This window comes from Oleiphilus sp. HI0067, from assembly GCF_001635735.1.
This window is the reverse complement of record NZ_LWFI01000818.1, coordinates 1-6777: the sequence shown is the minus strand read 5'-3', so window position 1 is coordinate 6777 and position 6777 is coordinate 1. Positions and strand designations below refer to the sequence as shown.

The 6777-nt window shown below is 43.7% G+C and carries 7 protein-coding genes; 1 reads left to right on the top strand and 6 read right to left on the bottom strand.

Translation table 11 applies throughout. The annotated features are described in order from the left end of the window. Window positions 1-136: 136 nt before the first annotated feature. The 5 genes from A3739_RS08735 to A3739_RS08715 form a co-directional block, all read right to left on the bottom strand. Complete coding sequence (locus A3739_RS08735) at window positions 137-1012, bottom strand: nitrate- and nitrite sensing domain-containing protein (RefSeq protein ID WP_068479905.1); 876 nt, start codon at window positions 1010-1012, stop codon at window positions 137-139. Window positions 1013-1015: 3 nt separating this feature from the next. After that, complete coding sequence (locus A3739_RS08730; RefSeq protein WP_068501047.1) at window positions 1016-2155, bottom strand: methyl-accepting chemotaxis protein; 1140 nt, start codon at window positions 2153-2155, stop codon at window positions 1016-1018. 295 nt (window positions 2156-2450) lie between these two features. Then, a complete protein-coding gene (locus A3739_RS08725) occupies window positions 2451-3203 on the bottom strand; it encodes an SDR family NAD(P)-dependent oxidoreductase (RefSeq protein WP_068473966.1) in 753 nt (250 codons plus the stop codon). Then, entirely contained in the window at window positions 3200-3601 is a 402-nt protein-coding gene (locus A3739_RS08720; RefSeq protein WP_068473968.1) for a thiol-disulfide oxidoreductase DCC family protein, read from the bottom strand. The genes A3739_RS08725 and A3739_RS08720 overlap by 4 nt, the downstream gene beginning before the upstream one ends. 69 nt (window positions 3602-3670) lie before the next feature. Beyond that, window positions 3671-4588 carry a glutathione S-transferase family protein gene (locus A3739_RS08715; protein WP_068473971.1) on the bottom strand — a complete coding sequence of 306 codons (918 nt, stop codon included), beginning with the start codon at window positions 4586-4588 and terminating at the stop codon, window positions 3671-3673. A gap of 174 nt (window positions 4589-4762) precedes the next feature. Between A3739_RS08715 and A3739_RS08710 the strand changes: the two genes are divergently transcribed. Further along, window positions 4763-5461, top strand: coding sequence for a tRNA (adenine(22)-N(1))-methyltransferase TrmK (locus A3739_RS08710; protein ID WP_082878329.1), 699 nt, complete (start codon window positions 4763-4765; stop codon window positions 5459-5461). An 8-nt stretch (window positions 5462-5469) separates the two neighbouring features. Here the strand turns inward: A3739_RS08710 and zigA are convergent, their stop codons facing one another. Continuing rightward, window positions 5470-6660: a zinc metallochaperone GTPase ZigA gene (gene zigA / locus A3739_RS08705; RefSeq protein ID WP_068473975.1), complete on the bottom strand. Its 1191-nt coding sequence runs from the start codon at window positions 6658-6660 to the stop codon at window positions 5470-5472. Window positions 6661-6777 lie beyond the last annotated feature (117 nt).

Genomic DNA, 6777 nt, shown 5'->3' with positions numbered 1-6777 from the left:
ACGCGCTCAAACGTACTTTGGGTTTCTCGTAGTGAAAAAAAGTCCGTTGAAAAACAACGGAAAAAACGAAGTGACAAATGACAATACACAGGTATTGAGATATATCTTCATTTGTCTGATGTTCGGATTGAAAGGCTTAGTTAAGCATTGGAGAAATTTTGAGGTGATCTTTTATTTTTTCTTCCGCTTCAATGAACAATTTGTCTAAGGGTGTAATCGCGGAGGACGCTAGATCAAAGAAAGTCTCGGAAGTCACAGATTTCAAATCGTTGTTTAACAACATCGATTCAACGAATGATAACAACTGCTCAACATGCAATTGAGCGTCGTTTAAAAATAAGCTCGCCCATTTTTTGTTGCCCATAAGACTCGTCTTCTTAGTAAATGAAGACTCAAGCGCTGCAACCCGATGTTTCACTTTATCAACGAGAAATTTGAGCTGAATTCTCTCAATGACTGAGCTTTCGCCAGCACTTACAACGCCCATGCCAATGGCTCGCGTTTGGCCGATCGCTTCAATGGTCTCAAGCAGTTCCTTCCAGATCACATCAAGGCCTGAATCTCGCCCTAACCGAAGCATAGGACCATAATTCTCTGCTTGGTTTTCAATCAGATAAAGTAGATTAGTAATCAGCCTACTATGTTGGTCGATATTATTTGCCACGGTTTGACGTTGCCAGCCTGTCGCTAAACGCTCCCAGTGCGATTTAATGCTCGTATATAGCATATCGCTCTCAAGCTCATTACTTGCAGCATCAAGCGCTTTCCATTTTTCATCAATACTCGCCCTTTTATTCCCAATGGACCGTTCTAACTGCGCATCACCATGCAAAAAGCCTGTGGTAAGACCCCGATGTTGTTGTATCAAAATAAGGAGTTCTTTAAGCGACATAACAATTTCTAAGCTTTTCAGAATATTGCGTTGTTGTGACTGTCGACGCTTAGGCAGAAACACCAAGAAATACGCTAATGCAACAATGCCTGTAACACACATAAATACCAGAACTTCCATGTCTTATACCTCTGCTAGTTGAGCTGAATGTCCACGAGAACGCTCTGCTTTTTCAGCGAGGTACTCGGCAATTTTTACCGTTTCACCTGCGATTAAGGTGTTGTTATTTGCGCGTTCTAACAAGGATTCCATGTTTTCGGAGATTTCAAAGGTCGCAACACTTTGCTGACCTGATGCTTGTGCGATCACCAGCATGTTATGCGCTATTTCATCCACCATTTTATCAATCAATACAAGCGAGCTTTCTAGCGAATCGATACTCTTCGCATTGTCTTCTGCGGCATCAATTACTTTGCGAGACATTCGGGTAACATCGGCCATTCTTGTGTGCACATCATGAATACTTTGTGTGATTTGATTGGCAGATTCTCTTGATCGAATTGAAAGGTTACGCACCTCGTCAGCGACAACAGAGAAGCCACGACCGTGCTCGCCCGCTCTAGCCGCTTCAATCGCAGCGTTTAAAGACAACAAGTTGGTCTGATCGGAAATATCTACAATGATTTGAGACATCGTAGCCACATGTTCGGTTAACGCAAAAAGCTCAGCCACCAACGATTCGCTTTGCTGAGACAGCGATACCATATGACTTATCTTGGTCGTCGCGCCCTGCGCTTGCTGAATGCCATTACTTGTTTGCGCCCGAGACTTTTCTATTTCCTCATGGGCATTTTTAATTTGTAACGCGACATCATTAACGCTCTGGCTGAGTTCAGTGACGGCAGCCGCTGAAGACGTAATCGCGCCCTTTTGACTTGAAGCATTGCTCGACACCGACAATGCACTTGCTGTGAGCTCTCGAGACATATGAATGAACTCAGCTGACGATTCATCCATAGACTGATCTGCTCTCGCATAACTAAGAAAGTAGTTTCTCAACACACTTAAATGCTTATCAGCTAAGAGTGATTCGATCGGCAAATCGCGATAATTTGAATCCGTGTTTTCAAGATGCTGAGCTAATGATTCGAAGGTGCGAATAGATCGTGTGTGATACATGAGTAAAAGACACGGTAGCGTACCTAGGAGCGCAATAATTAGCAGATTCCAGCTTAAGCCAGACACTAAGTAACTAAATCCAATAGCAAATATAATCGCAGTAAAAATCAAAACGAGATGGGAACTCAAACTAGAAGTATTCACTTTCGGGCAGGTCCTTTTCCTTGGCTTAACCGACAACAAAGTAATAAAAATCACTATGTAGTCGCAAAGAATATGCCGCCAAAAATAAAATATAATTTACATTATTAAGATATTATAACTAATTGTTTTATATAACCTTATTAAAGATAAAGATTAACTAATATAGAACAAAGACTTATGCATCTGCACTAAGCTTAAGCAGATCAAAGAAAGACCGCCCAAGTTGGGTGCGTTTTTTATAAATGTATTAAAAAAAATAAGACTTTAAATCAGCGAGTATAATGATGCTTGATGCTTACCACTCAATACTTTTGCCCTGCCAATCCACAAATGACAGAGTCTTATCGATTGCTTGAGATTGCATAACGTCGATGAGGCGCTCAGCTGAGTAGTCCTGACTGAATAGTTTGCCTTCGGGCACATTGGCTTGGAAAGGTTTAGAGAGACCTGTGTCAGTTGTACCAGGGTGATAGGCAATCAACTTTACATTAGGATAACGCCGTGCATATTCTGTTGAAGCGGTTTTCAACATCATATTCAAGGCTGCTTTTGATGACCGATAGCTGTACCACCCACCTAAGCGATTGTCGCCAATACTGCCAACACGGGCCGACAAAACCAAAACTCGTGTATCGAGTTTTAGCGCAAACAGTGGCGAAAATGCTTGTAGCCAGAGCATCGGCATCAGAGTATTCGTCTCGAGCACTGTTAAGGCAGACTGCATATCTAAGGCTTCAATACGCTTTTCTGGTTGAACCTTTATTGACCCGGTTTCGGTATGCAATAAGCCTGTTGCGATAATGATATCAACATCGAGTGACGCTACTCGTTTCGCTTGCATGAGCACTTCGGTCACCACATTGGCCATCGAAGGTTTAGAAGAGTCTGCTTCTAAGATAGTAAGTTTGGAATTCTCTGAGAATGAAAGAGCGGCGTTTGATCGGGAAACAGCTATCACTGATACATAGTTTGCATCGGCACAACAATGCTCAACGCATGCCCCACCAATTCCGCCCGACGCACCAATTACTACTGCTATACGTTTCATGCCTTGTCCTCTTTTGAGGTTCGAATGTCGCACTGGCCTGTCGCGCAGCGGCTTCGCCCGGTTAGCATCCAAGACAATCGATAACGATTTCGCGCAAACCAAAGGTAGGCTCGATCAGCAAACCAACGAATCACTGGCCAACGTAAGGCCTGAACCCAAGGCTTTCTATCGACCGTCTTCCACGCCGCTGCCGTCACATCTAGACCCAAGATAATTTGATTGTCGATCTTGCCGTGTAAAATCGTCATAGCTGCCGTTGGGTCTATATCAGGATGTGAAGAAAATGCCTCGCTATGGATGTCGACAAGATTAAGTTTCGCTTTCTCATCATAGGCACGCAAAGCGTTCATCTCCTTAGCACAGAGTGGACAAGTTCCATCATAAAAGACAGTGAGCATGGCATTTCCTTTAACTAACAACTTTCATTATGCGCTAGTTATACGGCTATATGACGCGGTAAGATCTTATCAAGAAATATCGTAACCTTGTCGTGGAAAGTGGACATGCAAAGTACCAAATTCTTGCGTCTCGCGTGCAAGAATAATGCGATCCTCCGACACCATTACAAGCTTGCCAGCAACAGGTACGCAACCATAGTCACTCGGAGCCACATTCACCATTTGACCAAGCTCAAATTCGTTATCGCTTGCTTCCGCTGGCAACGCACGTGGTGTTGAGCTTTTCGCGATAGAGAATGCGTCGTTTTGCGTAATCTCCTGTCGTGTTCCTTCACCCAACTGCGTAACCGCCGTGTACCAACGTATTGTATTTGGTCCTGCTTTTAACTCAGAGCGGGATGCGCTCAAGTGCAACCAAATCGGATGATACACCGCAAAATCTGCAACCGAAGCTGACTCTCCGTTGATCCACTCATTAGAAGCAAGATGCTCTTCTAACTTTGAAAGCAGGCCCGCAATATACCCTTTTGCCCTCTCGTGCGAAGGTGGCTTGGTGGTTCCGCCTTTCATCATACCCGTACGATCTTTTACAAACTTGTATGTGCCCGTAAACCCAAATTCTTTAATCATTGTGCCGATCAGTTTAATCGGTGGTACAGCTGCAACCGCAGAAAAAAACACAGGGCCTTCCGCTTCGACCATTAATGCTTTAGCCGCATCACTCATATTTTCGGGTGATAAATCTGCATTACCAGTTAGGCAAGAAACTTCCTGAGCAATTAAGCCGGTATCGCAGATAAGATCCGCACCAATTTGCGCTACAGGAATACGTCGGTACCCGCCCGTTAATGGGTCTAGATTTGGGCGCGGAGGAATAGGTAGAGAGAGAAGCGATTGCCAAGAGGTATTCATCAAGCCAAACATTAGACGTATTTTTTCTGCATACGGGGACTTGTCATAGTGATGTAAAATAATCGACTCGGTCATTTAATTTCTTCCTTAAGGTCGCACATAGATGATGGTTATTTTTCGATTTATTTGATTACGTGTAACTCACGAGGGAATAGACTAACCTCGTAGAGGATTTTGGCATAGCCTTAATTTGCCAGACCGGCCTATATTAAAACGTAAGATCCTGCCTCATAGATTTGAAAGTACTCAGTGAAAATCGGTAAACGCTTAAGTGCGATAAAACAGCATGCACGGCTGCATCACTATGACCATATATGGGATTGCTGCTGCGATCATGGTTTGTTAGGTATGTCTATAATAGACAGCAGTATTCAGGTGCATTTTGTAGATATCGTTCCAGATATTATCGAATCACTTCAAAACACATTAGAAAAACACTTCCCTATTAACGACAGGTCCGACAGGCATTGGACAACCCATTGTACCGACACGAAGCAGTTGCCACTCAAAAACTATGCAGATCAACGCCATCTTGTAGTGATTGCAGGCGTTGGAGGTGATCTAACTACAGAGCTGGTTGAACAACTAACACAAGCAAACAAAGGCCTATCGATCGACTTTCTTCTTTGCCCTGTGCGCCACTTGCTCGAGCTAAGAACGCGCTTGGCAGAACTCGAATTTAAGATGGTGAAAGAGTCGCTTGTTGAAGAGAATCGGCGTATTTATGAAGTGATGCTCATCAGCCAATCTGGACGCCATACCAGTGATTATCCAGCAATCAGTCATATCGGAGAGCAGATATGGCACTATGATTCAGAAGAAGAAAAACGGATCGCACTGAGGTACGCAAACCAAACGATCAAATACTATGAGAACAAGAATAAAAGCGCTCAAGCAGATGAACCGCTTAAGCACTTTAAACAGATCAAAACACGTTTGTGTTCGTAACTAGGACACTACTCCCATGCAGGAAATGGGTCTTCTAGCTCTGCCCAAAAGTCTTTGCCTTTTAACAGGTCATCTTCTGACAATAAGCAAGCATCTAAGGCATCAGTCATGGCCTGCTTATCTAAGCCTTGTCCGATGAACACGAGCTCTTGGCGCATATCACCAAATGGTTCTTCCCACATTTTTTCGATAGAAGCTAAATACTCTTCATCTTGCGGCCAGTTTTCTTTTGGCACAGCTTTCCAGAACATGCCCGCAAAACCATAACGCGCCATTCCGCCTGCTTGACTCCACTGTCCTGCAAACTGAGGTCGGGTCGCCAACCAGAAGAAACCTTTGGAACGAATTAAGTTTCCATACTGTTGAGTGTGGTGCAGAAAGTCGAAAAATTTCTTTGGATGAAAGGGTCTTCGAGCTTCATAGCTAAAACTACTAATGCCGTATTCTTCTGTCTCTGGAACATGCTCGCCGCGCATTTCTTTCAACCAACCGGGCGCCTGCTGTGCGCGCTCGAAGTCGAACAAGTTGGTATCAAGCACTTCGTTAATATCGACGTTGCCATGTGCGATCGGAATAATTTTCGCCTCGGTATTCAGGGACTTAAGAATCGCCCTTAAACGCTCCATATCCGTTTCTTCTACCAAATCCGTTTTGCTAATCAATAGCACGTCGGCAAATTCGATTTGATCAATCAACAAATCGGTTACGCTGCGCTCATCTTCTTCGCCAAGATGTTCGCCCGTTTCTTGTAAGGATCTTGCTTCGTCATAATCATTTAAGAAGTTCAGCGCATCCACAACCGTTACCATGGTATCCAGCTTTGCAACATCAGACAGTGAAACGCCATCTTCATCGGCAAAAGTGAAGGTCTCTGCAACGGGTAGCGGTTCTGAAATACCCGTTGATTCGATCACCAGATAATCAAAGCGCCCTTCTTTCGCTAGGTTATTCACTTCAACAAGAAGGTCTTCGCGCAAGGTACAACAGATACAGCCATTGCTCATTTCGACCAGTTTTTCTTCTTGATGACTTAGACTCACCTCATTTTGCACCATCGATGCATCGATGTTGATTTCACTCATATCATTCACGATCACCGCGACACGCTTGCCCTCGCGATTGTTCAGTATATGACTTAAAACAGTGGTTTTTCCTGCACCTAGAAAACCAGACAGGACGGTTACGGGTAATCGATTCATCAGTATCTCATTGCTTAATTAACGGTCGTACAGATATGTTACAACATATCATTTATTTCAAAAAGAAGATGTGAATACAAAAAAAATTGATAATCAGACATAAAAAAAGGCCCAGAA

What these genes read in the sequence shown, in the direction of transcription:
- A3739_RS08735 (WP_068479905.1), bottom strand. Translation starts at nt 1,012, where the DNA reads ATGGAAGTTCTGGTATTTATGTGTGTTACAGGCATTGTTGCATTAGCG.
- A3739_RS08725 (WP_068473966.1), bottom strand. Translation starts at nt 3,203, where the DNA reads ATGAAACGTATAGCAGTAGTAATTGGTGCGTCGGGCGGAATTGGTGGG.
- A3739_RS08720 (WP_068473968.1), bottom strand. Translation starts at nt 3,601, where the DNA reads ATGCTCACTGTCTTTTATGATGGAACTTGTCCACTCTGTGCTAAGGAG.
- A3739_RS08715 (WP_068473971.1), bottom strand. Translation starts at nt 4,588, where the DNA reads ATGACCGAGTCGATTATTTTACATCACTATGACAAGTCCCCGTATGCA.
- zigA (WP_068473975.1), bottom strand. Translation starts at nt 6,660, where the DNA reads ATGAATCGATTACCCGTAACCGTCCTGTCTGGTTTTCTAGGTGCAGGA.